Annotated in this window: 23 protein-coding genes; 18 read left to right on the top strand and 5 right to left on the bottom strand. The window is 73.0% G+C overall.

Annotated elements, in window-relative coordinates:
- The first annotated feature begins 32 nt into the window (after positions 1-32).
- The 4 genes from egtA to egtD are packed head-to-tail and all read left to right on the top strand — an operon-like array spanning position 33 to position 4,342.
- Positions 33-1,265 carry an ergothioneine biosynthesis glutamate--cysteine ligase EgtA gene (gene egtA / locus AC3YO9_RS10375; RefSeq protein WP_489983064.1) on the top strand — a complete coding sequence of 411 codons (1,233 nt, stop codon included), beginning with the start codon at positions 33-35 and terminating at the stop codon, positions 1,263-1,265.
- Positions 1,262-2,602 (top strand): ergothioneine biosynthesis protein EgtB, encoded by a 1,341-nt coding sequence (gene egtB / locus AC3YO9_RS10380; RefSeq protein ID WP_489983065.1) that lies wholly within the window; start codon positions 1,262-1,264, stop codon positions 2,600-2,602. Before egtA ends, egtB begins: the two co-directional genes overlap by 4 nt.
- A gap of 8 nt (positions 2,603-2,610) precedes the next feature.
- A complete protein-coding gene (gene egtC / locus AC3YO9_RS10385; protein ID WP_489983066.1) occupies positions 2,611-3,354 on the top strand; it encodes an ergothioneine biosynthesis protein EgtC in 744 nt (247 codons plus the stop codon).
- Between the two features lie 16 nt (positions 3,355-3,370).
- Positions 3,371-4,342, top strand: coding sequence for an L-histidine N(alpha)-methyltransferase (egtD, locus tag AC3YO9_RS10390; protein WP_489983067.1), 972 nt, complete (start codon positions 3,371-3,373; stop codon positions 4,340-4,342).
- 94 nt (positions 4,343-4,436) lie between these two features.
- Here egtD and AC3YO9_RS10395 read toward each other — a convergent pair whose 3' ends face one another.
- From AC3YO9_RS10395 to acnA, 3 genes are all read right to left on the bottom strand, one after another.
- Positions 4,437-4,937, bottom strand: a complete 501-nt coding sequence (locus AC3YO9_RS10395; protein WP_489983068.1) for an Rv0361 family membrane protein — start codon at positions 4,935-4,937, stop codon at positions 4,437-4,439.
- A gap of 95 nt (positions 4,938-5,032) precedes the next feature.
- Positions 5,033-5,578 (bottom strand): Rv0361 family membrane protein, encoded by a 546-nt coding sequence (locus AC3YO9_RS10400; protein WP_489983069.1) that lies wholly within the window; start codon positions 5,576-5,578, stop codon positions 5,033-5,035.
- Between the two features lie 197 nt (positions 5,579-5,775).
- Complete coding sequence (gene acnA / locus AC3YO9_RS10405; RefSeq protein WP_489983070.1) at positions 5,776-8,571, bottom strand: aconitate hydratase AcnA; 2,796 nt, start codon at positions 8,569-8,571, stop codon at positions 5,776-5,778.
- Between the two features lie 166 nt (positions 8,572-8,737).
- Between acnA and AC3YO9_RS10410 the strand changes: the two genes are divergently transcribed.
- On the top strand, positions 8,738-9,673 hold the full coding sequence (locus AC3YO9_RS10410; protein WP_489983071.1) for an alpha/beta hydrolase: 936 nt from the start codon (positions 8,738-8,740) through the stop codon (positions 9,671-9,673).
- Here the strand turns inward: AC3YO9_RS10410 and AC3YO9_RS10415 are convergent.
- Positions 9,661-11,136 (bottom strand): bifunctional phosphatase PAP2/diacylglycerol kinase family protein, encoded by a 1,476-nt coding sequence (locus AC3YO9_RS10415; RefSeq protein ID WP_489983072.1) that lies wholly within the window; start codon positions 11,134-11,136, stop codon positions 9,661-9,663. The genes AC3YO9_RS10410 and AC3YO9_RS10415 overlap by 13 nt on opposite strands.
- Before the next feature lie 146 nt (positions 11,137-11,282).
- On the opposite strand from AC3YO9_RS10415, the gene AC3YO9_RS10420 reads away from it, so the two are divergent.
- The 10 genes from AC3YO9_RS10420 to AC3YO9_RS10465 all read left to right on the top strand — a co-directional run bounded on the left by AC3YO9_RS10420 (position 11,283) and on the right by AC3YO9_RS10465 (position 22,790).
- Positions 11,283-12,824 carry a class I adenylate-forming enzyme family protein gene (locus AC3YO9_RS10420; RefSeq protein ID WP_489983073.1) on the top strand — a complete coding sequence of 514 codons (1,542 nt, stop codon included), beginning with the start codon at positions 11,283-11,285 and terminating at the stop codon, positions 12,822-12,824.
- Positions 12,825-13,154: 330 nt separating this feature from the next.
- Complete coding sequence (locus AC3YO9_RS10425; RefSeq protein WP_489983074.1) at positions 13,155-14,744, top strand: NlpC/P60 family protein; 1,590 nt, start codon at positions 13,155-13,157, stop codon at positions 14,742-14,744.
- 271 nt (positions 14,745-15,015) lie between these two features.
- Positions 15,016-16,077 (top strand): AAA family ATPase, encoded by a 1,062-nt coding sequence (locus AC3YO9_RS10430; protein ID WP_489983462.1) that lies wholly within the window; start codon positions 15,016-15,018, stop codon positions 16,075-16,077.
- 50 nt (positions 16,078-16,127) lie between these two features.
- On the top strand, positions 16,128-17,084 hold the full coding sequence (locus AC3YO9_RS10435; protein WP_489983463.1) for a DUF58 domain-containing protein: 957 nt from the start codon (positions 16,128-16,130) through the stop codon (positions 17,082-17,084).
- Positions 17,081-18,058 carry a VWA domain-containing protein gene (locus AC3YO9_RS10440; RefSeq protein ID WP_489983075.1) on the top strand — a complete coding sequence of 326 codons (978 nt, stop codon included), beginning with the start codon at positions 17,081-17,083 and terminating at the stop codon, positions 18,056-18,058. The genes AC3YO9_RS10435 and AC3YO9_RS10440 overlap by 4 nt, the downstream gene beginning before the upstream one ends.
- Before the next feature lie 24 nt (positions 18,059-18,082).
- The gene (locus AC3YO9_RS10445; protein WP_127783082.1) at positions 18,083-18,877 is read left to right on the top strand and encodes a metal-dependent transcriptional regulator; all 795 of its coding nucleotides are present in this window, start codon (positions 18,083-18,085) and stop codon (positions 18,875-18,877) included.
- A 147-nt stretch (positions 18,878-19,024) separates the two neighbouring features.
- Complete coding sequence (locus AC3YO9_RS10450) at positions 19,025-20,083, top strand: sodium:calcium antiporter (protein WP_489983076.1); 1,059 nt, start codon at positions 19,025-19,027, stop codon at positions 20,081-20,083.
- A 66-nt stretch (positions 20,084-20,149) separates the two neighbouring features.
- Positions 20,150-20,878: a 3-oxoacyl-ACP reductase FabG gene (gene fabG, locus AC3YO9_RS10455; protein WP_489983077.1), complete on the top strand. Its 729-nt coding sequence runs from the start codon at positions 20,150-20,152 to the stop codon at positions 20,876-20,878.
- A 49-nt stretch (positions 20,879-20,927) separates the two neighbouring features.
- Positions 20,928-21,695 (top strand): enoyl-ACP reductase FabI, encoded by a 768-nt coding sequence (gene fabI / locus AC3YO9_RS10460; protein ID WP_489983078.1) that lies wholly within the window; start codon positions 20,928-20,930, stop codon positions 21,693-21,695.
- Positions 21,696-21,728: 33 nt separating this feature from the next.
- A complete protein-coding gene (locus AC3YO9_RS10465; RefSeq protein WP_489983079.1) occupies positions 21,729-22,790 on the top strand; it encodes a ferrochelatase in 1,062 nt (353 codons plus the stop codon).
- A gap of 31 nt (positions 22,791-22,821) precedes the next feature.
- On the opposite strand, the gene AC3YO9_RS10470 is transcribed toward AC3YO9_RS10465, so the two are convergent.
- Complete coding sequence (locus tag AC3YO9_RS10470; protein WP_489983080.1) at positions 22,822-23,640, bottom strand: Rv1486c family protein; 819 nt, start codon at positions 23,638-23,640, stop codon at positions 22,822-22,824.
- A 67-nt stretch (positions 23,641-23,707) separates the two neighbouring features.
- On the opposite strand from AC3YO9_RS10470, the gene AC3YO9_RS10475 reads away from it, so the two are divergent.
- The 3 genes from AC3YO9_RS10475 to AC3YO9_RS10485 all read left to right on the top strand — a co-directional run bounded on the left by AC3YO9_RS10475 (position 23,708) and on the right by AC3YO9_RS10485 (position 25,637).
- Positions 23,708-24,574: a DUF3097 domain-containing protein gene (locus AC3YO9_RS10475; protein ID WP_489983081.1), complete on the top strand. Its 867-nt coding sequence runs from the start codon at positions 23,708-23,710 to the stop codon at positions 24,572-24,574.
- 65 nt (positions 24,575-24,639) lie between these two features.
- A complete protein-coding gene (locus AC3YO9_RS10480; protein WP_127783075.1) occupies positions 24,640-25,071 on the top strand; it encodes an NfeD family protein in 432 nt (143 codons plus the stop codon).
- Positions 25,071-25,637 (top strand): SPFH domain-containing protein, encoded by a 567-nt coding sequence (locus tag AC3YO9_RS10485; protein WP_489983082.1) that lies wholly within the window; start codon positions 25,071-25,073, stop codon positions 25,635-25,637. The genes AC3YO9_RS10480 and AC3YO9_RS10485 overlap by 1 nt, the downstream gene beginning before the upstream one ends.
- The last annotated feature ends 16 nt before the right edge of the window (positions 25,638-25,653 follow it).

The following is a 25,653-nucleotide window of genomic DNA, read 5'->3' on the forward strand; positions in this document are numbered from 1 at the left end:
CGTCGGTGTGCGTCGGTACCGACGCAGGAGGTGTGCTCGTGACTGAGGTGGCGACCGAGTCCGCGCCCGTGCTGCGCGGACGCACCGACGCTGAGGCGCACGTCGGCGTGGTCTGCTTCAAGCAGGGCCCGCCCACGTTGCTCGGCGCCGAGCTCGAGTGGCTGCTCGCCCACGCCGACCATCCGGAGGCGACCCCCGCGGTCGCCACCGTCGCCACTGCGCTCGGTGACCACGCGCCGAGCAGCCTCCGCCCCGGTTCACCCGCCCGGCCACTGCCCGGCGGCAGCATCGTCACCGTCGAGCCCGGGGGACAGGTCGAGCTCTCCTCAGCTCCCTACCCCGACGCTCAGTCCCTCTGCTCAGCCCTCCGCTCCGACGCCGAGCACCTCCGCGGCCTGCTCGCCTCGGCAGCGATCGTGCTGCAGCCCGGCGCAGCGCAGGAGCACCGCCTCCCGGAGCGCCAGCTGTTCTCCCCGCGCTACTGCGCCATGGAGGAGCTCTTCGACCGCGTCGGGCCGTTCGGGCGGCTGATGATGTGCAGCACCGCGGCGGTGCAGGTCAGCGTGGACGCCGGCGAGGGCGCGGAGATGGCCGCCCGCTGGGCCATGCTGCACCAGGTGGGCCCAGCCCTGGTGGCCGCGTTCGCCTGCTCGCCGCGGCTGTGCGGGGCCCCGGACGGCGACTGGGCCTCTCAGCGGATGCGCACCTGGCTGGAGCTGGACCCCCAGCGCACGGTGGGCCCGCCCACCGACACCACCGACCCGGTGACGGCCTACGCCCGGTGGGCCCTGGACGTGCCGCTGCTGTGCGTGCAGGACGCGACCCAGCAGAGCTGGACAGCGCCGCCGGGGGTCACCTTCGCCGACTGGGTGGACGGTCGGACCAGCATCGGGCGGACGCCCACCACCGCCGACCTCGACCTGCACCTGAGCACGCTGTTTCCCCCGGTGCGGGCCAAGGGCCACTTCGAGGTGCGCTACCTCGACGCGCAGCCGGGTGACGCCTGGCAGGTTCCGGTGGCGCTGATCGACGGTCTGCTCCGCGACGCCGCCACCGTGGACACCGCGCGCGACCTGGCCGCGGCCACCGCCGGTCGCTGGCGCGACGCGGCCCAGCACGGCCGGTCCGACACCGAGCTGCGCCGGGCGGCGACCGCGCTGCTGGAGCTGGGCGCGCAGCACGTCTCCGACCCGTCCCTGGCCCGCCAGGTCGCCGCGGCGGCCGAGCGAGCACCCGCCGACTGTCTGGAGCAGGTCCGACGATGACCACCGCACACCCCACGAGCGCCTTGTCCGACGAGGCGCTGCGTGCCCACGTGGCCAGCACCCTGCAGCGCAGCCGTGACCGCACAACCGGCCTCACGGCGGGGGACGAGGGCGACCTCACCGCCCAGCACTCCCCGCTGATGAGCCCGCTGGTGTGGGACCTGGCGCACATCGGCAACCAGGAGGAGCTCTGGCTGGTGCGCGACGTCGGTGGGCGCGAGCCGGTGCGCCAGGACATCGACGAGCTCTACGACGCGTTCAAGCACTCCCGGGCCAGCCGCCCGTCGCTGCCGCTGCTCACCCCGGCCGAGGCCCGCGGCTACGTGGGCACGGTGCGCGCCAAGGTGCTCGACGTGCTCGACCGCACCACGTTCGGCGGGCACCCGCTGCGCGAGGGCGGCTTCGCCTTCGGGATGGTCGCCCAGCACGAGCAGCAGCACGCCGAGACCATGCTGGCCACCCACCAGCTGCGCCTGGGTGCCCCGGTGCTCAGCGCCCCACCTCCGCCTGCTGCCGCCGCTGCCCTGCCCCCCGGGGAGGCGGTGGTGCCCGCCGGCACCTTCACCATGGGCACTGCCACCGAGCCGTGGGCGCTGGACAACGAGCGCACCCCGCACCCGGTGCACCTGCCCGCCTTCGCCATCGACACCACCCCGGTCACCAACGGCCAGTACCAGCAGTTCCTCGCCGACGGCGGCTACGACCGCCCCGAGCTGTGGAGCGCACGCGGCTGGGAGCACCGGGTGCAGGCCGGGCTCACCGCCCCGCAGTTCTGGGAGCGCGGTGCCGACGGCAGCTGGTGGCGCCGGCGCTTCGGCGTGCACGAGCCGGTCCCGGCCCAGGAGCCGGTGGTGCACGTGTGCTTCTTCGAGGCACAGGCCTACGCCACCTGGGCGGGCAAGCGGCTGCCCACGGAGGCGGAGTGGGAGAAGGCGGCCCGCTTCGACCCGGCCACCGGGCGCACCCGCCGCTACCCCTGGGGCGACGCCGCGCCCACCGCCGAGCACGCCAACCTCGGTCAGCGGCACCTGCAGCCGGCCCCGGTCGGCGCCTACCCGGCGGGCGCCTCCCCGCTGGGCGTGCAGCAGCTCATCGGCGACGTGTGGGAGTGGTGCAGCTCCGGCTTCGACCCCTACCCGGGCTTCGCCGTGTTCCCCTACGCCGAGTACTCGCAGGTGTTCTTCGGCGGTGACTACCGCATCCTGCGCGGTGGCTCCTTCGGGACCGACGAGGTGGTGGCCCGCAGCACGTTCCGCAACTGGGACCACCCGATCCGCCGGCAGATCTTCGCCGGCTTCCGCTGCGCGCGCGACCTCACCGCCGACGAGCTCGGCTGACCCCGGCGATGTGCCGACACCTCGGCTACCTGGGACCGGCCTGCGCGGTGGGAGAGCTGCTCACCCACGGACCGCACTCCCTGCAGACGCAGTCCTACGCCCCGCGGGACATGCGCGGCGGCGGCACCCTCAACGCCGACGGCTACGGCGCCGCCTGGTGGGCAGAGGCAGGTGCGGCCCGCTACCGCAGCGCCGCCCCGATGTGGACCGACAGTGCCGGCGTGCAGACGCTGTCCGCCGTGCGCTCCACGGCGGTGCTCGCCGCCGTCCGCTCCGCCACCGTGGGCATGCCGGTGGTGGCCACCGCGGCCGCCCCGTTCACCGACGGGCACTGGGCGTTCAGCCACAACGGCGTGGTGCGGGGCTGGCCGCACAGCGTGGCCCCGCTGGCGCAGACGCTGCCGGTCACCGACCTGCTCACCCTGGACGCCCCCACCGACTCGGCGCTGCTGTGGGCGGCGCTGCGCCACCGGCTGGCGCACGCCGACGCCGCCGACGCGGTGGCCGGGCTGGTGCTGGAGGTGGCCGCGGCAGCGCCGGGCTCCCGGCTGAACCTGCTGCTGGGTGACGGCGAGCAGCTGGTGGCGACCACCTGGGAGCACGCGCTGTCCTACCGGGTGGCCGACGACGCCGTGGTGCTGGCCTCCGAGCCCTGGGACGACGACCCGGCGTGGCAGTCGGTTCCGGACCGCTCCCTGGTGCGTGCCAAGGCCGGCTCGGTCACCGTGACACCCCTGATGCCCGCAACGTGACCACCCTGGAGGACCCATGACGGCTCCGCACCTGGACGTGCACCTCTCACCCGACGCCGCGGAGCAGGCCCTGCGCCGCGACGCCCTCGTGGGGCTCACCGCGGAGCCCAAGTGGCTGCCGCCGAAGTGGTTCTACGACGACCGCGGCAGCGAGCTGTTCGAGGAGATCACCGCGCTGCCGGAGTACTACCCCACTCGCACCGAGCGCGCCCTGCTCGCCGAGCACGCCGGGGCGGTCGCCGCCGCCACCGGGGCCGACACGCTGGTGGAGCTGGGATCGGGCTCGTCGGAGAAGACCCGGCTGCTGCTGGACGCCATGCAGGAGCAGGGCACGCTGCGCCGCTACGTGCCCCAGGACGTCTCCCGCTCGGCGCTGGCGGCCGCGACGGCCGAGGTGGCCGCGGAGTACCCCGGCGTGCAGGTGCAGGGGGTGGTGGGGGACTTCACCGCCGACCTGGAGGCGCTGCCGCGCGGCAACCGGCGGATGATCGCCTTCCTCGGCGGGACGCTGGGCAACCTGGTGCCGGCCGAGCGCACCGCCTTCCTGGCCGCGGTGCGTGCCGCCCTGGTCGACGGGGAGCACCTGCTGCTCGGGGTGGGGCTGGTGACCGACCCCCAGGTGCTGGTGCCGGCCTACGACGACGCGGCGGGGGTGACTGCAGAGTTCAACCGCAACGTGCTGCACGTGCTCAACCGCGAGCTCGGTGCGGACTTCGACGTGGACGCCTTCGAGCACGTGGCGGTGTGGGACGCCGAGCAGGAGTGGATCGAGATGCGGCTGCAGGCAACCCGTGCCATGCGGGTGCACGTGGCGGAGCTGGACCTGGACGTGAGCTTCGCCGCGGGGGAGCAGCTGCGCACCGAGGTCTCGGCCAAGTTCCGCCTGGAGGGCGTCCAGGCCGAGCTGGCGGCGGTGGGTCTGGAGGCGGCGGGCACGTGGACCGACCCCGACCAGCGCTTCGCCCTGCTGCTGGCCCGCGCGACCTGAGAACCGGCGCGACCTGGCAACCGGCGCGACCAGGAGGCCGACACGGCCGGTGCACCCGTGGCGGGTGCACCGGCCGCTGCCAGGAAACAGGGGGTCAGGACTGCAGGCCGCAGACCTTCCAGGCGTCGCCCTGCTTGACCACGGTGAGCGAGAAGGTCATGGTGTCCGACCGCTGCTCGCCCTGGTGGCTCATCGACACGTCAGCGGAGTAGCCGATCTCGCGCTCGGTGTCGCTCTTCTCCACGTCGTCGACGAACTTCGCGTCGAACTTGTCCAGCGTGTAGTCCTCGGGCAGCTTGGCGCCGTCCTCACCGGCGAGGGTGTCGGCGTTCTCCGCGCAGGACATGTCCCGAACCAGGTCGAGGTTCTGCGTCTGCACGCCCCGCATGAAGGTGTCGGCCACCTCCCGCGGTGAGGCCTCGGCTCCGTCGGAGCTGGTGAGGGTGACGAACAGCAGCGCGGCCACCGCGATGAGCACCACGACGCCGCCGAGGATCCCGGCCACCACCCCCTTGCGCGGACCGGCGGGCCCCGGCGGGGCCTGGTGGGGAACTGCTCCGGGGCCGCTGTCTCCGCGGTCCTGTGGGTGGCTCATGGAGTCCTCTCCTGGTGGGCGAACGGACGGCCGGGGGCGGCACGTCCGCAGCCAGGCTAGGGCAGGTGCCTGGGCGCGTCCTGTGAGCCCCGGGGTCAGGACTTCAGGGCGCACACCTTCCAGGCGTCGGCCTCCTTGACCACGGAGAGCGTGAAGGGCACGGTGCTGGAGCGCTGCTCACCCTGGTAGGTCAGCGCGATCTCCGCCGTGTAGCTCAGCTCGTGCTCGGTCGAGCTGGTCTCCTTCTCGCTGACGAAGCTGGTCGCGAACTTGTCGATCTTGTAGTCGTCGGGCAGCTTGGCGCCCTGCTCGCCGGCCAGCTCGTCGCGGTTCTTCTCGCACGCCACGCTGCGGACCTTGGGGATGTCCTGGTTGGCCACCCCGTCCATGAAGGCGTCGCCGACGGCACGGGGGCTCGCGGAGGGGCTCGCCGTGGCGCTCGCTGCGGCAGCCGCGCTGGCGGAGCTCTCGTCGTCGCCACCGAGGGTGACCACCAGCACGACCACCAGCGCGATCACCACCACCACTGCCGCCGCGATGCCCGCGAGCAGGCCGGTGCGCCGACGGGGCGCCTGGGGCGTGCCGGGGGCGGGGTAGGGCGTGCCACCGGGCTGGGGTGCGGGCTGCTGGGGGTAGGTCACGGGCGCTCCTTCGAGTACGGAAGACAGACGGGTGCCCGCACGCAACTGCTTGGCGGACAACGGAAAGCGTAGGCCAGGGTGCGGAGTCCGCCGGGGCGGCAGCCCCCCACGCACAGCACCGCCCGCCGGGCGTGGGCCCGGCGGGCGGTGCTGGTGGTGCGGGGGTCGGGCTCAGCTGGTGGCAGCGCGGGTGGTGCTCAGCTGCGGGCCATGGACCGCAGCACGTACTGCAGGATGCCGCCGTTGCGGTAGTACTCGGCCTCGCCCGGGGTGTCGATGCGCACGACCGCGTCGAACTCCACGGTGCCGCCGTCGGTCTTGGTGGCGGTCACCTTGACGGTGCGCGGGGTGCGACCCTCGTTCAGCTCGGTGATGCCGCTGATGTCGAAGGTCTCCGTGCCGTCCAGGCCCAGCGACTCGGCGTTCTCGCCCTCGGGGAACTGCAGCGGGACGACGCCCATGCCGATCAGGTTGGAGCGGTGGATGCGCTCGAAGCTCTCCACGATGACGGCCTTGACGCCCAGCAGCGCGGTGCCCTTGGCCGCCCAGTCGCGGGAGGAGCCGGAGCCGTACTCCTTGCCCGCCAGCACCACCAGGGGAGTGCCCTGCTCGGCGTAGTGCTGCGCGGCGTCGTAGATGAACGCCTGCTCGCCGTCGGCAGTGAAGTCGCGGGTGTAGCCGCCGCTGACGTCGTCCAGCAGCTGGTTGCGCAGCCGGATGTTGGCGAAGGTGCCGCGAATCATCACCTCGTGGTTGCCGCGGCGGGAGCCGAAGGAGTTGTAGTCCTTGCGCTCGATGCCGTGCTCGTCCAGGTACTGCGCCGCCGGGGTGCCCGGCTTGATGGCACCGGCGGGGGAGATGTGGTCGGTGGTGACCGAGTCGCCCAGCAGGGCCAGCACGCGCGCGCCGGTGATGTCGCTGACCGGCTCCGGGTCCATCTGCATTCCGTCGAAGTATGGGGGCTTGCGGACGTAGGTGGACTCGGCGTCCCACTCGAAGGTCTGGCCCTCCGGGGTGGGCAGCGACGTCCAGCGGTGGTCACCGGCGAAGACGTCGGCGTAGTCCTTGGTGAACATCTCCTCGGTGATGGAGGCGTCCATGACCTCCTGGATCTCCTGCGAGGAGGGCCAGATGTCCTTGAGGAAGACGTCGTTGCCCTGGCTGTCCTGGCCCAGCGGCTCGGCGTCGAAGTCGAAGTCCATGGTGCCGGCCAGGGCGTAGGCGATGACCAGCGGCGGGGAGGCCAGGTAGTTCATCTTCACGTCGGGGTTGATGCGACCCTCGAAGTTGCGGTTGCCCGACAGCACGCTCACCACGGAGAGGTCGTGGTCGTTGACCGCCTTGGAGACCTCCTCGGGCAGCGGGCCCGAGTTGCCGATGCAGGTGGTGCAGCCGTAGCCGACCAGGTTGTAGCCCAGCTCGTTGAGGTAGGGCCAGAGCTCGGCCTTCTCGTAGTAGTCGGTGACGACCTTGGAACCGGGGGCCATGGAGGTCTTGACCCACGGCTTGGTGCGCAGGCCCTTGTCCACCGCGTTGCGGGCCAGCAGCGCCGCGCCCAGCATCACCGAGGGGTTGGAGGTGTTGGTGCAGGAGGTGATCGAGGCGATCACCACGGCGCCGTGGTCCAGCTCGGTCTCGGTGCCGTTGGACATGGTGACCGGCACCCGCTTGTGCGGACGCTCGTCAGACTCCGGGGCGTCGACCGGCTCCTGGCCGTTGGGCTGGGCGTCGCCGACGCGCGAGCCAGGGGCGTCGCTGCCCGGGAAGGACTCCAGCTCGTCCTCGCAGTTGTCCGGGATGACGTAGTCGGTGATGGTGCCGCGGAAGCTCTCCTTGCTCTCCGACAGCGCGATGCGGTCCTGCGGACGCTTCGGGCCGGCGATGGAGGGCACCACGGTGGACAGGTCCAGCTCGAGGTACTCGGAGAAGGTCGGCTCGCGGGAGGGGTCGTGCCAGAGGCCCTGCTCCTTGGCGTAGGCCTCCACCAGGGCCAGCTGCTTGGCGCTGCGGCCGGTGAGCTTGAGGTAGCGGATGGTCTCGTCGTCGATCGGGAAGATCGCGGCCGTGGAGCCGAACTCCGGGCTCATGTTGCCGATGGTGGCGCGGTTGGCCAGCGGCACCGCGCCGACACCCTCGCCGTAGAACTCCACGAACTTGCCGACCACGCCGTGCTTGCGCAGCTGCTGGGTGATGGTGAGCACCACGTCGGTGGCGGTGGCGCCGGCCGGGATCTCGCCGGTGAGCTTGAAGCCGACGACGCGGGGGATGAGCATGGAGACGGGCTGGCCGAGCATGGCCGCCTCGGCCTCGATGCCGCCGACGCCCCAGCCGAGCACGCCGAGGCCGTTGACCATGGTGGTGTGGGAGTCGGTGCCCACGCAGGTGTCGGGGTAGGCGACGCCGTCACGGTCGAACACCACGCGGGCGAGGTGCTCGATGTTGACCTGGTGCACGATGCCGGTGCCCGGGGGGACCACCTTGAAGTCGTTGAACGCACCCTGGCCCCAGCGCAGGAACTGGTAGCGCTCGCCGTTGCGCTGGTACTCGAAGTCCACGTTGCGCTCGAAGGCGTCGGGGGTGCCGAAGATGTCGGTGATGACGGAGTGGTCGATGACCAGCTCGGCCGGCGCCAGCGGGTTCACCTTGTCCGGGTCGCCGCCCAGCTCGGTGAAGGCCTCGCGCATGGTGGCCAGGTCGACGATGCACGGCACGCCGGTGAAGTCCTGCATGATCACGCGGGCCGGGGTGAACTGGATCTCGGTGTTCGGCTCCGCCGACGGGTCCCACTCGGCGAGCGCCGTGACGTGGTCCTCGGTGATGTTGCTGCCGTCCTCCGTGCGCAGGAGGTTCTCGGCCAGGATCTTCAGGCTGTAGGGCAGCTTCTCCGTGCCGGGCACCGCGGAGAGCCGGTAGATCTCGTAGGAGTCGTCACCGACCTCCAGTGTTCCTCGCGCCCCAAAGGAGTCCTTGCTGCTGCTCACGTTCTGCTCCACTCGTCGATGAGTTCTTCCTCGCTGCCGCTGGGCGCGTCGATCTGCGCCGCGACAGTCCTGCCCTGATTGTTGCCCACCCGGATTCTGGCCTACTTGGCGCCCTTCCGCCCGGCGTCAACCTTCACAGTACGCGCGTCCTGTTTGTTGCGGGGTAACGTCGCCCGGCATGTCGATGGACCCCCAGCTGGCCGAGATCTTCGCCGCCCTGACCCTGCCCGAGATCGGTGGCGACGGCGCCGACCCGAGGCGCCTGCGGGAGATGATGGAGCAGGTCAGCGCCATGGTGCCGGTGAGCATCGAGGTGGACCACGTCGAGGACACCGACGCCGACGGCGTGCCGGTGCGGGTCTACCGGCCAGCGTCGGAGCATCCGCTGCCGGTGGTGCTGTTCCTGCACGGCGGGGGCTTCGTGCTGGGCAGCGTGCGCACCCACGACGCGCTGGCCCGCCGGATCGTGCGCGACTGCGGGGCCGTGGTGGTGTCGGTGGACTACCGCCTGGCCCCTGAGCACCCCTTCCCCGCCGCGGTGGAGGACTGCTGGACGGCCCTGCAGTGGGTGGCCGCGCACGCCGCCGAGCTCGGCGGGGACCGCGAGCGGCTGGCCGTGGCCGGGGACAGCGCCGGCGGCAACCTGGCGGCGGTGCTCACCCACCTGGCCCGTGACAGCGGCGGGCCCGCGCTGGCGTTCCAGCTGCTGCTCTACCCGGTCACCAGCGGGCACCAGGACTGGCCCAGCATGATCGAGAACGCCGAGGCGCCGCTGCTCAACCGCAAGGCCATCGCGTACTTCGCCGCCCAGTACGCCGGGGCAGCGGGCGAGGTCTCGGTGCGCTCGGCGCCGGCCACCGCGGAGAGCTTCGCCGGGCTGCCGCCGGCCTTCGTGGCCACCGCCGGGCACGACCCGTTGCGCGACGACGGCGAGGCCTACGGAGAGCTGCTGCGCCGCGACGGGGTGCCGGTGACGGTGCGGCGCTTCGAGCCGCTGGTGCACGGCTTCGCGTCGCTGGACGGTGTCACCCCGTCCATCACCGCCGCCGTGGACGAGTGCCTGGCCGCGCTGCGCGCCGGGCTGCACCCGGGCGAGCCCGCTCAGGCGCGGTAGAGCACCAACGACTGCGGCCGGCTGCGGAAGGTGAACGTGCGTCCGTGCCCGGCCACCTCGCCGTCGGTGGCCAGCGACGTCGGCGGGCCCAGCACCTGGACGCGGAGCTGCTCGACGTTGCTGTGGACGTAGGTGGGGCTGCCCGCCAGCGTCCCGGTGGCCGCCGCCAGCAGCAGCCGGGTCCGGGAGGCGTAGGTGTCGGCCCGCAGGTAGCGCACGTCCAGGGTGGCGGAGCTGAGGGTGGGCCGCGACATGGGCACCTGGTCGGTGGGGGCGTAGCGGCCGTTGCCCACGAAGAGCATCCACAGCGCGGCACGCCGACCGTCCAGCTCCACCTCCAGCGGCGCGGCCCGCTGCAGCACCCGCACCATGGCCACCGCCGCGGCGGGCCACTTGCCGATCCGGTGCTCGAGCTGCTCGCGCAGCTGCACCGCGTCCGGGTAGCCGCCGATGCTGGCGGTGTTCACGAAGAGCCGACCGGGGCCGTCGTCCACGCACACCTCGGCGCTGTCCACCCGCTCCGCACGGCCCGCAGCGATCGCCGAGGCCGTCGCCGCCACGTCCACCGCGTCGACGTCGCGGGCGAAGTGGTTGAGGGTGCCACCGGGCAGCACAGCCATGGGCAGGCCGTTGGCCACCGCCACGCCGGCCACCGCCTGCACGGTGCCGTCCCCGCCGGAGACCGCCAGCGCGCGCACCCCGCCGGCGTCCACCGCCTCCTGCAGCTGCTCACCGGCGTCGCGGTCGGGGTCGGTCTCCAGCAGCCGCACCCGGGGCAGCAGCTCGACCAGCTCGGTGGCCGGGTCGTGGCCGTTGCCGGAGGCGGGGTTGGTCAGCACCAGCAGCCCCTCGCCGTCGGCCAGGGCGGGGGCCTGCACCCGGGCGCCCAGCACCGCCGGCTCCTCCGGCCGCACCGCCCACCAGCGTCGGGTCGCCAGCGCCACCGCTGCACCGACGCCAGCACCCACCAGCACGTCCGAGGGCCAGTGCACACCGACGTGCACCCGGGAGTAGGCGACCGCACCGGCCAGCGGCGCCAGCAGCGCACCGGACGCCGGCGACTCCAGGGCCACCGCGGTGACGAAGGCTGCGGCGGAGGCGGAGTGGCCGGAGGGGAACGACGAGGACGTCGGGGGGTGCACCAACCGGCGCAGCGCGGGCACGGTCTGGGCGGGCGGTCGCCGGCGGGGGAACACCGGCTTGAGCATCCCGTTGGCCACGGCGCTGGCACCGGCCACCGCCAGCAGCCCCCGCACCGCCCCGCGGCGGGGGCGACCGCCGGCGACGAGCATGCCCGCGGCAAGGCCGCACCACAGCACGCTGTGGTTGGCCGAGCGGCTCAGCCCGAGCAGGGTGCGGTCCATCGGCGAGGGACGCAGCCGGGCGCTGCGACCGATCAGGGCGTGGTCCGCGGTGGCCAGCTGGCTGGCGGTGCCCAGCACCCGACGTCGCAATCTGCTCATGGGAGGTGATCGTGCCTGGTCGGCCCGGGTTACCGGCAACGGCCTCGCCGGCGTGCCGCCCGCGCGGTGGGGACCGAGCGGTCCCCGGTGGTGCAGGTCACTACGATGAGGCCGGTTCCCCATTCCCCGACCTGGAGGTCGCCCCCATGCGCGTTCCCTTGACCACACAGGACTTTCTCGAGCGCGCCGAGGTGGTCTGGGCCAACCGCACGGCCGTCATCGACGAGCCCAACCAGCCGGCCGACCCGGTGCCCACCACCACCTACGGCGAGCTGGCTCGGCGGGTCCGCGCCTGGCAGGCCGGTCTGGACGCCCTCGGCGTGGCCGAGGGCGACCGGGTGGCGGTGGTGAGCCACAACTCCGCCCGCCTGCTCGAGCTGCTGTACGCCGTCACCGCCAGCGGCCGCGTCTGCGTGCCCATCAACTTCCGGCTCAGCCGCGACGAGATCGCCTACATCGTGGACAACAGCGGGGCGGACGTGCTGCTGCTGGACCCGGAGATCGCCGAGCCGCTGATGGACCTGCCGGTGCGCCACACCTTCGTCCTGGGCGCGCAGACCGAGGACGAGCTGATGCGCTTCGACGTGCAGCCGCGGCCGTGGTCGGCGCCCGACGAGGACGCCACCGCCACCATCAACTACACCTCCGGCACCACGGCGCGCCCCAAGGGCGTGCAGATCACCCACCGCAACATCTGGGTGAACTCCACGACGTTCGGCCTGCACACCCGCACCTGGGAGCGCGACACCTTCCTGCACACGCTGCCGATGTTCCACTGCAACGGCTGGGGGATGCCCTTCACCATGGCCGGCATGGGAGTGCCGCAGGTGGTGATCCGCAAGATCGACGGCGGGGAGATCCTGCGCCGCGTGCAGGAGCACGGCGTCACCCTGATGTGCGCCGCCCCCGCCGTCTACAGCGCGGTGCTCGACGCCGCGGCCGACTGGGACGGCGAGATCCCCGGTCGCGACCGCGTCCGCGTGGTCTGTGCCGGCGCCCCGCCGCCCAGCCGCACCATCGAGCGGATCATCGACGAGCTGGGCTGGGAGTTCCTGCAGATCTACGGCCTCACCGAGACCTCGCCGCTGACCACCTTCAACCGCACCCGGCCGGAGGACCTGCACCTGCCGGTGGCCGACCGGGCCAAGCGGCTCAGCCGAGCCGGCTCGCCGACGCTGGGCACCCGGTTCAGCATCTCCGACTCCGGCGAGGTGCTGGTGCGCTCCAACACCGTGCTGGCCGGGTACTGGGAGAACCCGGAGGAGTCGGCCAAGGCACTGGCCGACGGGTGGTTCCACACCGGAGACGGCGGGACGATCGACCCGGACGGCGGCGAGGTGATCATCTCCGACCGCAAGAAGGACGTGATCATCACCGGCGGGGAGAACGTGTCCTCCATCGAGGTGGAGGACACGCTGTTCAGCCACCCGTCGGTGGCCGAGGCCGCGGTCATCGGGGTGCCCAGCGAGAAGTGGGGCGAGACCATCAAGGCCCTGGTGGTGCTCGTCGACGGAGCGCAGGTCACCGAGGCCGACCTCATCGCGCACTGCAAGTCCAAGCTGGCCGGCTACAAGGCGCCCACCTCGATCGAGTTCCGCGAGGAGATCCCGCGCACCGCCACCGGCAAGATCCAGAAGTTCAAGCTGCGCAAGCAGTTCTGGGCCGACGGTGATCGCCAGGTGAACTAGCCCGCGCTGGCCCGCCCGACGCACGCACAGCTGCGCCGCCCCTCTCCGGGGGCGGCGCAGCCGTGCGTGTGGGCCTGAGTGGCTCAGGTCTGTGGTTGGTGTGACGATTGTTGAGGATGTGAACTGAGTAACCCCTGGCGCTGCTGGGGAAAAAGTGTCACAGTGTGACGACTTGTCACATGTTCACTGAATTCTGTGACGCGCAGTGATTTTGATCGGCGACGGCAGCGTTCGGGCGTCCAGGGTGCTCAGCAGTGCGCATGTGTGGCATGAGGGAGAAGTTTGGTGTCTGGCCTAGACAGTCACGCGCGGGGACCCGCGCCGAGACGCATGATCCGGGTGGTGCTCGGCGCCGCCGTGGTCACCGTGCTGACGGCCTCGCTCCCGCCGGCCGCGCTGGCCGTGCCACCGCCCCCACCCAACCCCAGCGACACCCAGCTCACCGAGGCCACCAGTGCCGCCGACGGCCAGGCCGCCCAGGTCGGCCAGCTCATCAAGAACCTCACCACCGCACAGGCCGAGCTGGACCAGCTCGCCGTCAACGTCGGGGTCCAGCGCGAGCTGGCGAACAAGGCGAGGGTGGACCTCGAGGAGGCCCGCGCCGGCGCCGACGCCGCCGACCAGGCCGTGGTCAACGCCCAGCACCAGGTGCTGCTCTCCCAGGACTCCATCGAGAGCGCACGCCGCCAGGTCGACCAGCTCGCCGCTGGCAGCTACCAGCAGGGCAGCACGGTCGGCTCCTTCAGCGCCTACCTGGGCTCGGAGAGCCCGGAGGACGTGTTGGCCAGGGCCCAGCTGCTCAACGCCGTGACCACCAGCCAGCTCGGCGTCATGGAAAACCTGCAGCGCGCTCGAGCGCAGAGCGCCAACGCCGAGTCGGCGGCCCGCGCCGCCAAGACCCAGGCGGACAGCGCCCGGGCCCAGGCCGACGCGGCCAAGGGTGCGGCCGACCAGGCCACCCAGAACGCGGTGAGCGCGCAGCAGGCCCAGGCCGCGCAGACCGCTCAGCTGCAGGCCAACCGCGACCAGGCCCAGTACGCGCTGGACCAGGCCCGCACCGCGGTGTCCGGCCTGCAGGGCCAGCGCCAGGCCTTCGAGCAGTGGGACACCCAGCGCCGCGCCGAGGAGGCCGCCGCCGCCCAGCGCGCGGCCGAGGAGGCCGCGCGCCAGCGGGCCGCCGCCGAGGCCGCCGCGCAGGCCCAGGCCGCCGCCGACGCCGTGAACGCGCAGCAGGCGGCGGACGCCTCTGCGGCCCGGCAGCGGGCAGCAGCCCAGGCAGCCGCAGCCCAGACGGCCACCGTCCAGGCCGCCGCCCCCCGTCCCAGCGCCCCCCGCCCCAGCACCCCGCAGGCCGTGCCCGCTCCAGCGCCGGTCGCCGCCCCGGTCGCCGCTCCGGTGTACGTCGCGCCGGCTCCGGTGGCCGCACCCGTCTACGTGGCGCCGCCCAAGCCGGCGCCGGCGCCCGTGCGCACGCCGCCGCGCGGCAACGGTGGCTCCAGCACCGGATCGGTGCAGACGGTGATCAACCGGGCGATGTCGCAGCTGGGCGTGCCCTACTCCTGGGGCGGTGGCAACGCCTACGGCGCCACGGTCGGCATCCGTGACGGCGGCGTCGCCGACAGCTTCGGCGACTACGCCAAGGTGGGCTTCGACTGCTCCGGCCTGATGGTCTACGCCTTCGCCGGGGTGGGCATCTCGCTGCGGCACTACACCGGCTACCAGTACGAGTCAGGCACCAAGGTCCCGATCTCGCAGATGCGGCCGGGCGACATGATCTTCTGGGGCCCCTACGACATCCACCACGTCGCGCTGTACCTGGGCGACGGCAAGATGATCGAGGCCCCGCAGTCCGGGTCGTACGTGAAGATCTCCCCGGTGCGCTACGGCGGCATCATGCCCTACGCGGTTCGGATGCTCTGAGCGGTTCGGATGCTCTGAGCGGTTCGGATGCTCTGAGCCGTTCGGATGCACGGGCGGCCCGGATGCACGGGCCGTCTGGACGCCCGGGCGGGTCGGGTGCTCACAGTCTCCACACGGTGCAGACTGTTTGCTGTGCACCACACAGGTGTGCGCCGAAGACGGAGGAGCAGCGGTGAGCTCAGGGGCTCAGGATCACGGACAGCAAGCCCCGGCAGGCAACGCCGGGCCCCGCGGTGCGGTGCCGCAGGGCGGCGTGCCGACGGCGAGCAGCATGCAGCGTGACGCCCAGCTGCTGGAGCGCACCGTCTTCGAGGTCAAGCGAGTCATCGTCGGCCAGGACCGGATGGTCGAGCGAATGCTGGTGGGCCTGCTCGCCAAGGGGCACCTGCTGCTGGAGGGTGTGCCCGGGGTGGCCAAGACCCTCGCGGTGGAGACCCTCTGCACGGTGGTGGGCGGCCACTTCTCCCGCATCCAGTTCACCCCCGACCTGGTGCCCGCCGACCTCATCGGCACGCGCATCTACCGCCAGGGCCGCGAGGAGTTTGACGTGGAGCCCGGGCCGGTGGTGGCCAACTTCGTGCTGGCCGACGAGATCAACCGGGCCCCCGCCAAGGTGCAGTCGGCACTGCTGGAGGTGATGGCCGAGCGCCAGGTCACCATCGGCGGCAAGACCTTCCCCATGCCCAAGCCCTTCCTGGTGCTGGCCACCCAGAACCCGATCGAGAACGAGGGTGTCTACCCGCTCCCGGAGGCCCAGCGCGACCGGTTCCTGTTCAAGATCCTGGTGGAGTACCCCTCCATCGAGGAGGAGCGCGAGGTCGTCTACCGGATGGGCGTGCGCGCCCCCGAGCCGCAGCAGGTGCTCACCCCGGACGAGCTGGTGCGGCTGCAGGACGTCGCTGCCCAGGTGTTCGTGCACCACGCCCTGGTCGACTACGTGGTCCGCGTCGTGGCCGCCACGCGCACCCCGGCCGACCTCGGGCTGACCGACGTCGCGGGCTGGATCGGCTACGGCGCATCACCCCGTGCCACGCTGGGCGCCATCGCGGCTGCTCGTGCGCTGGCCCTGGTGCGCGGCCGCGACTACGTGCTGCCCCAGGACGTGGTGGACGTGCTGCCCGACGTGCTCCGCCACCGCCTGGTGCTGTCCTACGACGCGCTGGCTGACGAGATCCCGGTGGAGCACGTCATCAACCGGGTGCTGCAGTCGGTGAGCCTGCCGCAGGTGAGCTCGCAGCCGGTGCCGCTGGTCACGCCGGGCGGCCCGCCCCCTGGTGGCCCGCAGGGACCGGTGCCGCAGCCCTTCCAGCCGATCGGCCCCCAGCAGCGGTGAGCGTCCTGCGCCGCGCAGCGTCCCTGTCCGGCGACGGCGCTGCTGCCCCGGTGGCCCCCTGCCCCGCCGACCGGCCTGCCTGGGCACCACCCTCGCTGGAGTCCGGCCACCTGGAGGACCCCAAGCTGGCGGCGGCGCTGCGCACCCTGGAGCTGACGGTGCGCCACCGGCTGGACGGGCTGCTGCAGGGCAACCACCTGGGGCTGGTGCCCGGTCCCGGCAGCGAGCCCGGCGAGGCCCGCACCTACCAGCCTGGCGACGACGTGCGGCGGATGGACTGGTCGGTGACCGCCCGCACCACCGAGCCGCACATCCGCCAGACCGTGGCCGACCGCGAGCTGGAGACCTGGGTGGTGTGCGACCTGTCGCCCAGCCTGGACTTCGGCACCGCCGCCTGCGAGAAGCGCGACCTGGCGGTGGCGGCGGTGTCCGCGATCGCCCACCTCACCAGCGGCGGCGGCAACCGCATCGGGGCGATCGTGGCCACCGGTGCACACACCACCCGCATCCCGCCCCGTGGTGGCTCGGCCGCGGCGCAGAGCATGCTGCGCTCCCTCGCCACCACCCCGCGTGCCCCGGACGGCACCCGCGGCGACCTGGGTGCGGCGCTGGAGCTGCTGCGCCGCCCACCCAAGCGCCGCGGCCTGGCGGTGGTGGTCAGCGACTTCCTCGGTGAGGTCACCTGGGAGCGCTCGCTGCGCGGGCTGGCCGCCCGGCACGACCTGCTGGCCGTGCAGGTGCTCGATCCCCGCGACCTGGAGCTGCCCGACGTGGGCCGGGTGGTGCTCAGCGACCCGGAGTCCGGCCGCGTCCGCGAGGTGAGCACCACGCCCCGGCTGCGCAAGGACTTCGCCGCCGCCGCCGAGGCCCACCGCCAGGAGGTGGCACGCACGCTGCGTCGGTGTGGCGCACCGCGGCTGACGCTGCGCACCGACTCCGACTGGATCGCCGACATCGTGCGCTTCGTCATCGGCCGCAAGCGCGGCTGGTCGGGTGGGCTGCGATGAGCCTCACCGGATTCACCTCCCCGCTGTGGTTCCTGCTGCTGCTCGCGGTGGTGGTGCTGCTCGCCGGCTACCTGGCGGTGCAGCGGATGCGGCGGCGCAACACCATGCGCTTCACCAACCTGGCCCTGCTGGAGAAGGTGGCGCCCCGTCGGCAGGGCCTGGCCAGGCACGTCCCCACGGCCCTGTTCCTGGTGGCGCTGACCTGCCTCACCATCGCCCTGGCCGGGCCCACCTCCGAGCAGAAGGTGCCCCGCAACCGGGCCACCGTCATCCTGGCCGTGGACGTGTCGCTGTCCATGGAGTCCACCGACGTCGAGCCCTCCCGGCTGAAGGCGGCGCAGACTGCGGCCAAGCAGTTCGTGGACGGCCTCACCCCCGGGGTGAACCTGGGTGTGGTCGCGTTCGCCGGCACCGCCACCGTGCTGGTCTCGCCCACCGTCGACCGGTCGGCGCCCAAGGCGGCCATCGACAACCTGAAGCTGGCCGAGCGGACCGCCACCGGCGAGGCGATCTTCACCTCGCTGCAGGCAATCGACACCATGGCTGCGGTGGTTCCGGGTGCCGAGCCGCCCCCGGCCCGCATCGTGCTGCTCTCCGACGGCGCGCAGACCGTCCCGGAGTTCACCGACGATCCCCGTGGCTCGTTCACCGCGGCGGGGGAGGCGGCGAAGAAGAAGATCCCGGTGTCCACCATCTCCTTCGGCACCCGCTACGGCACCGTGGACATCGAGGGTCGCCGCCAGCCGGTGCCGGTGGACGACGCCTCGATGCGCCAGATCGCCCGGCTGGCTGGCGGGGACTTCTACACCGCCTCCAGCCTGGCCGACCTCAACGCCGTCTACGACACCCTGGAGAAGCAGATCGGCTACGAGACGCTGCTGGGTGACGCCAGCCGGCCGTGGCTGATCCTGGGCACGGTGCTGGCGCTGCTCTCGGCGGGCACGGGCCTGGTGCTCACCCAGCGGCTGCCCTAGCCGCGGCCCGGTATCCTCGGACGCGTGGTGGACTCCCGGAGCCGAACGGTGATCGAGGACTACCTCAAGGTTCTGTTCAACCTGGGGGAGTGGGACCCCGACGAGCGCTCCAACGCCAACCTTGCGGCCCGGCTGGGCGTCTCCACGTCGTCGGTGTCGGAGATGATCCGCAAGCTCACCGCGCAGGGCCTGGTCAGCCACGAGCCCTACGGCGGCATCGAGCTCACCGCGGCCGGACGCACCCGTGCGGTGGAGATGGTGCGCAGGCACCGGCTGGTGGAGACCTACCTGGTGGAGCGACTGGGCTACTCCTGGGACGAGGTGCACGACGAGGCCGAGGTGCTCGAGCACGCGGTGTCGCCCCGGATGGTGGAGCGGATGGACCACGCGCTGGGCCGACCGTGGCGGGACCCGCACGGCGATCCCATCCCCACCCCCGACGGCGTGCTGCACCAGCCGCCCACCAGCCCGGTGGCGACGCTGTCCCCGGGCTCCCGCGGCTTCGTGGCGCGGTTCATCGACCACGACCCGGAGCTGCTGCGGTGGTTCGCCGGGCTGGGCGTCGGCCTGGACACCGAGGTCGAGGTGGTCGAGCAGAAGCCCTTCGGCGGACCGCTGGTGGTGGCGGTGCACACCGGCGGTGAGCCGCGGCGGGTGGAGCTGGGGATCCAGGCGGTGCTGGCGCTGTGCGTGGCCCAGCACCGGCCGCACCCCACCGGTGCGGAGGAGCCCGGCGCCGGGTGCCCCTACGTCGGCTGCCAGCACCTGGACACCATTCGTGCCGAGCACTCCGTCTCCGGCTCCGGCCAGCAGAGTTAGGCGCGCCTTACTCCGGACTTGGCCGCGCCCCACTCGGTTGTTCTCGTGGTCGCGTTTTTCCTGGGCCCGAACACGGCTAACTTCGCTGCGGTAACCGGGACGACGGCCGCTGACGGCCGCGCTCCCACCGGCGGCGAAGGGACAGCGATGACGCACGTGCTGTCGCTGGTGGGCTGCATCCTGGTGATCTACCTCGCCTCCGAGTGGTTCGTGAACGCAGTGGAGTGGCTCGGCGCGCGCCTGCGGATGGGTGGGCTCGCCGTCGGCACCGTGCTGGCGGCCGTGGGCACCGCCCTTCCGGAGAGCGTGGTCACGCTGGTGGCGGTGCTGCTGGGCAGCGACGAGCACGGCGCCGACATCGGGATGGGGGCGGCCATCGGCGGGCCCCTGGTGGTGGGCACCGTGGCCTACGCAGTCGCCGGGGTGGTGCTGCTGGCCCGGGCCCGCGGTGCCCAGCTGCCGGTGCTGGTGGGCGCCGGACCCGGGCCGGCCCGGCTGGCGGCGCGTGACAACCGGGCTCCCGCTACCGACCTGGCCGCCACCACTCCGCGCCTGGCCCGCGACCAGGGCTGGTTCCTGGCCATCTACGCGGTCAAGCTGGGGCTGGGGCTGGTGGTCTTCGCCTACAAGCCCTGGCTGGGCCTGCTGTTCTTCGCCGCCTACGCGCTGTACGTCTCCCGCGAGGTGCGCAGCAGCCGGGGCGCCGCGGCCAGCACCGCCGACCTCGCCCCGCTCAAGCTGCAGCCGCGCCGGGCCAGCCCGAGCACGGCCGCCGTGCTCACCCAGACGGTGGTGACGCTGGCCCTGGTCTTCGGCGCCTCCCAGCTCTTCGTGCACGAGCTGGAGTGGGCCGGGCCCGCCCTGGGTGTGCCGGCCACCGTCAGCGCCCTGCTCCTGGCGCCCCTGGCCACCGAGCTGCCCGAGATCATGAACGCGGTCGTCTGGTGCCGCCAGGGCAAGCCCCAGCTGGCGCTGGCCAACCTGTCCGGCTCGATGATGATCCAGGTGACCGTCCCGTCCGGGCTGGGTCTGTTGTTCACCTCCTGGCAGCTCGACGCCCCACTCGTCCTGGCCGGGGTGTGCACCATGGCGTCGGTGGGCTACCTGCTGGTGCTCACCCGCACCGGTCGGCTCACCGCCGGGCGGCTGGCCGGTGCCGCGGCCTTCTACGGGGCGTTCGCGGTGGGCCTGCTCGCGCTGGCCTGACCGGTCGGGAGCCGCCACACCCTGCGGAATGCCGGTCTACCCGTGAGTAGCCGATAGATTCCCGGCATGCCCGCACCGGACTCCCCGATCCCGTCCCGCTCCGTGCTCGTCACCGGCGGCAACCGGGGCATCGGCCTCGCCATCGCCCGCACCCTGGCCGCCGAGGGCCACCGCGTGGCCGTCACCCACCGCGGCTCCGGCGCTCCCGAGGGGCTGCTGGGCGTGCGCTGCGACGTCACCGACGCCGAGGCGGTGGACGCAGCCTTCGCCGAGGTGGAGGCCGCCCAGGGTCCGGTCGAGGTGCTGGTCTCCAACGCCGGCATCACCGAGGACACGCTGCTGTTGCGGATGACCGAGGACCAGTTCACCTCCGTGGTGGACGCCAACCTCACCGCTGCCTACCGGGTGGCCAAGCGGGCCGCGCGGGGCATGCTCAAGGCGCGCTGGGGCCGGATGATCTTCATCTCCTCGGTGGTGGGGCTGTCTGGTGCCCCCGGCCAGGTGAACTACGCCGCCTCCAAGTCCGGCCTGGTGGGCCTGTCCCGGTCCATCGCCCGCGAGCTGGGCTCCCGGTCGATCACCGCCAACGTGGTGGCACCGGGCTACGTGGACACCGACATGACCGCTGACCTCACCGAGGCACGCCGCAAGGCCATCACCGACGCCATCCCGCTGGGCCGGCAGGCCCGCCCCGAGGAGGTGGCCAGCGCCGTGCGGTGGCTCGCCTCCGACGAGGCCGGCTACGTCACCGGCGCGGTCATCCCGGTTGACGGCGGCATCGGCATGGGCCACTAGAGCACTTCCCCAGACACCCCAAGTTCACCAAGCACAGGAGGAAACCGACGTGAGCGGACTGCTCGAGGGCAAGCGGCTGCTGATCACCGGAGTGATCACCGATGCCTCCATCGCGTTCCACACCGCCCGGGTGGCGCAGGAGCAGGGCGCGACCGTGGTGCTCACCGGGTTCGGCCGGATGAGCCTGGTGGAGCGCATCGCCAAGCGCCTGCCCGAGCCGGCGCCGGTGGTGGAGCTGGACGTGGCCAACACCGAGCAGCTGGGCTCCCTGGCTGCCCGCGTCGGGGAGCACGTGGACGGCCTGGACGGCGTGGTGCACTCGGTGGGCTTCGCACCGCCGTCCTGCCTGGGCGGGGGGTTCCTGGACGCGCCGTGGGAGGACGTGGCCACCGCCGTGCAGATCTCCGCCTACTCGCTGAAGTCCCTGGCGGTGGCCTGCCTGCCGCTGATGGGCCCGGGTGGCTCCGTGGTGGGCATGGACTTCGACGCCCGGCAGGCCTGGCCCGGCTACGACTGGATGGGTGTGGCCAAGGCCGCGCTGGAGTCCACCAGCCGCTACCTGGCCCGCGAGCTCGGCCCCAAGGGCATCCGGGTGAACCTGGTGGCGGCCGGTCCGCTGGCCACGATGGCGGCTCGCTCCATCCCCGGTTTCGAGCAGTTCCAGCAGCCGTGGGAGGAGCGCGCCCCGCTGGGATGGGACAAGAACGACGTGCTCCCGGTGGCCAAGACCGTGTGCGGCGTGCTCTCGGACTGGTTCCCCACCACCACCGGCTCGATGATCATGGCCGACGGCGGCTTCCACGCGATGGGTGTCTGAGCGCGCTCCGCACCGGGCAGCCACAATGGCAGCGTGAGCGAATCCCAGAGCTACGACGCGCTGTTGGTGCTGTCCTTCGGCGGTCCGGAGGGCCCCGAGGACGTCATCCCGTTCCTGGAGAACGTCACTCGAGGCAGGGGGATCCCGCCGGAGCGGCTGGCGGAGGTGGCCGAGCACTACCGGCACTTCGGCGGGGTCTCGCCCATCAACGCGCTCAACCGCAAGCTGATCGGTGAGGTGGAGGCCGAGCTGGCCGAGCAGGGCCTGAACCTGCCGGTGTACTTCGGCAACCGCAACTGGCACCCCATGGCCGAGGACACCGTCGCGGAGATGGCAGCCGCCGGGGTGCGCAACGCGCTGGTGCTCGCCACCTCGGCCTGGGGCGGGTACTCCGGGTGCCGCCAGTACCAGGAGGACATCGCCCGCGCCCGCGACGCGGTGGGCGCCGGCGCCCCCCAGCTCACCCGGCTCCGGCAGTTCTTCGACCACCCGCTGTTCGTCGCCGCCGAGGCTGACGCGGTGCGCGCGGCCGTGCAGCGACTGCCCGCCGAGCACCGCGCGCAGGCTCGCGTGGTGTTCACCGCACACTCGGTGCCCGACTCGGCCGACCTGGCCTCGGGCCCGCCCGAGGAGGGTGGCCGCCGCTACTCCCGCCAGGTGGTCGAGGCGGCTCGGCTGGCTGCCGCCGAGGCCGGGGTGGCCGAGCACGACGTGGTGTGGCAGTCCCGGTCCGGCCCGCCCCAGGTGCCGTGGCTGGAGCCCGACATCCTCGACCACCTGCGTGACCTGCACGCCCGTGGGGTGCCCGCGGTGGTGGTCAGCCCCATCGGCTTCGTCGCCGACCACCTGGAGGTGGTCTGGGACCTGGACACCGAGGCGGTGGACCTGGCTGCCGAGCTGGGCATGGTGCTGGAGCGGGCGGCCACCGTGGGCGAGGACCCCCGCTTCGCGCGGATGGTGGTGGAGCTGGTGCGCGAGCACACCGACGGGGTGTCCCCGCAGCGGCTCAGCGACGTGGGTGCGGCCGGCTGCACCCGCAACGGCGCACCGTGCGCGGTGCGGTGCTGTGAACCGGCCAAGCGGGTGGCCAGCTAGCGCGCCAGGAGAGCCAGCGCCCCCAGGACGGCTAGCGCTGGGAGGGGTGGGCGGCCAGCACCCGCACCGACTCGGCCACGGCAGCCAGCTGGGCGGTGCGCACGTCGGTCAACAGTGGACGCAACAGCTGCTCGCGGGCGTCGGCGGCCGAGGCCGACCACGCGCCGCCGGGCGTGTCCTGCGCAGCCGCCTCGAGGATCGCGGCCACGTGCTGAGCCTGGTCGAGCACCCGCAGCGCTCGGGGCGGGACGCCACGGGGCCACTCCGGCTGGGGGGTCGCGCGCAGCGCTGCGGCGATGCGCTGGCGCACGGTGGCGTCCTCCCGGGCGACCTGCAGCTCGTCCAGGGCCCGCGCGCTGTCGCGGACCGCGCTGCGCAGCGCGTGCTCGGCCTCGGCCAGCCCGACGTGCTCGGCCGGGGGGACGTCCACGGGCAGGGAGTGCACCACCCAGCGCAGCGCCTCCTCGCCCTCCGCGGCCGGCACCAGGCCGAGCCCGGCGTCGGGCACCAGCACCCCCTCCCCAGCGGCCAGCGCAGCGCGGGCAAAGCTGGTCCCGGCAGGCAGGCCGCGCACGTCCCCGGCCACCGGCAGCACCAGCCGCACCTCGGCGCCGGACCCCGCCCGGTCGCCTGCGGTGCTGCGCCGCAGGGTGGTGAACAGCGCTGCAGCGCCCACGGTTCCGGCGCCCGGCCCGGGCAGCCCGGTCTGCGCGGCGGTCTCCGGATCGGCGGCGTGCACGCGCTGCACGGGGGCCCACGCGGTCAGCGCGTCGAGGGCGTCGTCCGGGGCGGCAGCGCCCGCCAGCCAGGCAGAGGCCCAGACGGTGAGGGTGGCACTTGCGTTCGACACAGTCGCCCAGCATAGGTCGGCGTGGCGCCGGGCGCCGCCGGCCCACGACCACCTAGCCTGATGGCCCGTGACCCGATCCTCTCGTGCCGCCGGCCCGCGCGAACCCCACGCTCGCGACCCCTACGCCGGGGACATCTACGCCGGCCACCAGCGCCGCCACAAGCCCGCCGTGCCCCAGCTCGCCGCCGACCGGGGACTGGTGGTGGAGGACGCCGGCACCGGCTTCTGTGGCGCCGTGGTGGGCATCGAGAAGACCTACGACGGCGACTTCGTCCGGCTGGAGGACGCCAAGGGCCGTACCCGGCTGTTCGGCCTGCGGCCGGCGGCCTTCCTCGTCGACGGCAGCCCGGTCACGCTGGTGCGCCCGGTGGCCGCCGCTGCCAAGCCCCGGCGCAGCGCGTCCGGCTCCACCGAGGTGACCGGCCTGCGCGCCAGGACGGCGCTGCCCAGCCGCATCTGGGTGGAGGGTGTGCACGACGCAGCCCTGGTGGAGCGGGTGTGGGGCCACGACCTGCGGGTGGAAGGGGTGGTCGTGGAGCACCTCGAGGGGCTCGACAACCTGGCCGACCGGCTGCAGGAGTTCCAGCCCGGGCCTGGCCGCCGAGTCGGCGTGCTGGTGGACCACCTCGTCACCGGGTCCAAGGAGTCGCGGCTGACCAGCTCGCTGGGCCCGCACGTGCTGGTCACCGGTCACCCCTACATCGACGTGTGGGAGGCGGTGAAGCCCGCATCGGTGGGGATCGCCGCCTGGCCCACCGTCCCGCGCGGCGAGGACTGGAAGACGGGCATCTGCGAGCGGCTGGGGTGGGGGACGCCACGGGAGGGGTGGCAGCGGGTGTACGCCGCCGTCTCCACCTTCCGGGACCTGGAGGCCCCGATGATCGGCGCGGTGGAGCGCCTGGTCGACTTCGTCACCGAGGCCCCCCAGGGCTGAGCGGCCCGACCGCGAGCGCGGCCCGCCTCACACCGAGCGAAACCGATGTCTGAGACGATGGTTCTGTGGCAGCAGTGATCTGGTTGATCGCCGGGATCGCGCTCGCCGCCGCGGAGGTGGCGACGGGCGACTTCTTCCTGCTCATGCTCGCCGGCGGCGCCTTGGCCGCGGCGGGTGTCACGGCCGTCACCGACGCCCCGCTGTGGGTGGACGGCATCGTCTTCGCCGTGGTGTCGGTCGGCCTGGTGGCCGGGGTGCGACCCTCCCTGCTGCGCCGGGTGCGCCGCGGGCCCGCGCTGACCACCAACGTGGATGCGCTGGTGGGCAGTCGCGCTACGGTGCTCGAGCGCGTGGACCCCCACGGCGGGTTGGTCAAGCTGGCGGGTGACACCTGGACGGCGCGCACCTCCGACGGCTCCCAGGTGCTGGAGCCTGGCCAGACGGTGCTGGTGCTGGAGATTGACGGAGCGACGGCTGTGGTGGCGGAGGAACCCTGATGAGCATGGTTGTGGTGGTGTCGGTGCTGGTGGCACTCGTGGCGGTGCTGGCGGTCCGGTCGCTGGTGCACGTGGGGCCCCGCCAGGCCGCGGTGGTGCAGCGGCTCGGTCAGCACCACCGCACGGTGCGCGACCGGTGGACGCTGCTGGTGCCGGGCGTGGACCGCCTGCGCGGGGTGGTGGGGCTGGACGAGGAGGTGGTCACCACCGCACCCCAGCCGGTGACCACCCGGGACCACGCGGTGGTCGAGGTGGTCGTGGTGGTGCACCTGCAGGTCGCCAACCCCCAGGCCGCCGTCTACGAGACCCCGGACTACCGGGCCTCCGTGCAGCACGTCCTCATCACCGCCCTGCGCAGCGTGATTGGTCGGCTCACCCTGGAGGAGGCGCTGACGTCCCGCGACTCCATCAACGGGCAGCTGCGCGTGGTGCTCGGCCAGACCGCCTGCCGGTGGGGCCTGCACGTCAACCAGGCGGAGGCGACCAGCGTCGAGCCCGTCGGCTCCGCGGACGCGCGCGGCGTCGTCCCGGCGCAGCACTGCCAGAGCCGTCTCGCAAGCAGCTAGGAGTGGCCGGCCCTCG

The organism is Rhodococcus sp. Z6_132 (genome assembly GCF_058133635.1).